The organism is Acinetobacter sp. YH16052 (assembly GCF_013417155.1).
In the GTDB taxonomy this organism is placed as follows: domain Bacteria; phylum Pseudomonadota; class Gammaproteobacteria; order Pseudomonadales; family Moraxellaceae; genus Acinetobacter.
The window spans coordinates 1-2,643 of sequence record NZ_VPEO01000064.1 but is presented as its reverse complement, the minus strand read 5'-3'; the positions used below and the strand labels follow the sequence as shown (position 1 = coordinate 2,643).

General features: G+C 50.9%; 1 rRNA gene. It reads right to left on the bottom strand.

Annotated features, from left to right (window positions below):
- A 23S ribosomal RNA gene (locus FTV42_RS15620) occupies positions 1-2,643 on the bottom strand; the annotation flags it as partial.

The window sequence follows — 2,643 nt, the reverse complement described above, 5'->3', positions numbered from 1 at the left end:
ACAACCGGTACACCAGAGGTTCGTCCACTCTGGTCCTCTCGTACTAGGAGCAGATCCTCTCAAATTTCCAACGCCCACGGTAGATAGGGACCGAACTGTCTCACGACGTTCTAAACCCAGCTCGCGTACCTCTTTAAATGGCGAACAGCCATACCCTTGGGACCTGCTTCAGCCCCAGGATGAGATGAGCCGACATCGAGGTGCCAAACACCGCCGTCGATATGAACTCTTGGGCGGTATCAGCCTGTTATCCCCAGAGTACCTTTTATCCGTTGAGCGATGGCCCTTCCATACAGAACCACCGGATCACTAAGACCTACTTTCGTACCTGCTCGACTTGTGGGTCTCGCAGTTAAGCGCGCTTTTGCCTTTATACTCTACGCGTGATTTCCGACCACGCTGAGCGCACCTTCGTACTCCTCCGTTACTCTTTAGGAGGAGACCGCCCCAGTCAAACTACCCACCAGACATGGTCCTCGTCCCGGATAACGGGACAGAGTTAGAACCTCAATATTACCAGGGTGGTATTTCAAGGACGGCTCCATCGCAACTAGCGTCGCGACTTCAAAGCCTCCCACCTATCCTACACAAGTAAGATCAAAGTTCAATGTCAAGCTGCAGTAAAGGTTCACGGGGTCTTTCCGTCTAGCCGCGGGTACACCGCATCTTCACGGCGAATTCGATTTCACTGAGTCTCTGCTGGAGACAGCGCCCCCATCATTATGCCATTCGTGCAGGTCGGAACTTACCCGACAAGGAATTTCGCTACCTTAGGACCGTTATAGTTACGGCCGCCGTTTACTGGGGCTTCGATCAAGAGCTTCGCTTACGCTAACCCCATCAATTAACCTTCCAGCACCGGGCAGGCATCACACCCTATACGTCCACTTTCGTGTTTGCAGAGTGCTATGTTTTTAATAAACAGTTGCAGGGGCCTGGTTTCTGAGGCTGTCGGCCGCTCAAGGAGCAAGTCCTATCACAGACAACAGCGTACCTTCTCCCGAAGTTACGGTACCATTTTGCCTAGTTCCTTCAGCAGAGTTCTCTCAAGCGCTTTGGTCTACTCGACCTGACCACCTGTGTCGGTTTCGGGTACGATTCCTGTGTAACTGAAGCTTAGAGACTTTTCCTGGAAGCATGGTATCAGCCACTTCACTGTACAAGTACAGCTTGCTATCAGTTCTCAGCATAGAGTACCCCGGATTTGCCTAAGATACATGCCTACAACCTTCCACCTGGACAACCAACGCCAGGCTGACTTAACCTTCTCCGTCCTCTCATCGCATTACACAGAAGTATTGGAATATTAACCAATTTCCCATCGACTACGCCTCTCGGCCTCGCCTTAGGGGTCGACTCACCCAGCCCCGATTAACGTTGGACTGGAACCCTTGGTCTTTCAGCGTGCGAGTTTTTCACTCGCATTGTCGTTACTCACGTCAGCATTCGCACTTCTGATACCTCCAGCAGACTTCTCAATCCACCTTCATCGGCTTACAGAACGCTCCCCTACCACGCATAATAAATTATGCATCCGCAGCTTCGGCATATAGTTTTAGCCCCGTTACATCTTCCGCGCAGGCCGACTCGACTAGTGAGCTATTACGCTTTCTTTAAAGGGTGGCTGCTTCTAAGCCAACCTCCTAGCTGTCTATGCCTTCCCACATCGTTTCCCACTTAACTATAATTTTGGGGCCTTAGCTGGCGGTCTGGATTGTTTTCCTCTTGACTACGGACGTTAGCACCCGCAGTCTGTCTCCCGGATAGTACTCATTGGTATTCGGAGTTTGCATCGGTTTGGTAAGTCGGGATGACCCCCTAGCCGAAACAGTGCTCTACCCCCAATGGTATTCGTCCGAGGCGCTACCTAAATAGCTTTCGGGGAGAACCAGCTATCACCAAGTTTGATTAGCCTTTCACCCCTATCCACAAGTCATCCCCTGGCTTTTCAACGACAGTGGGTTCGGTCCTCCAGTTAGTGTTACCCAACCTTCAACCTGCTCATGGATAGATCACCTGGTTTCGGGTCTATACCCAGCAACTAAACGCCCTATTAAGACTCGGTTTCCCTACGGCTCCCCTATTCGGTTAACCTCGCTACTGAATATAAGTCGCTGACCCATTATACAAAAGGTACGCAGTCACCGGACTAAGCCGGCTCCCACTGCTTGTATGCATGCGGTTTCAGGATCTATTTCACTCCCCTCACAGGGGTTCTTTTCGCCTTTCCCTCACGGTACTGGTTCACTATCGGTCAGTCAGGAGTATTTAGCCTTGGAGGATGGTCCCCCCATATTCAGACAAGGTTTCACGTGCCTCGCCCTACTCGACATCATCATATAAGCCCTTTCGTGTACAGGACTATCACCGTCTACGGTCGCACTTCCCAGAGCGTTCCACTAGAACTTATATGACTTAATGGGCTCTTCCCCTTTCGCTCGCCGCTACTGAGGGAATCTCAATTGATTTCTTTTCCTAAGGGTACTGAGATGTTTCACTTCCCCTCGTTCGCCTTGCAACACTATGTATTCATGTTGCAATACCTACCTTATGGTAAGTGGGTTTCCCCATTCAGACATCTCCGGATCACAGGATATTTGCCGCCTCCCCGGAGCTTTTCGCAGGCTATCACGTCTTTCATTC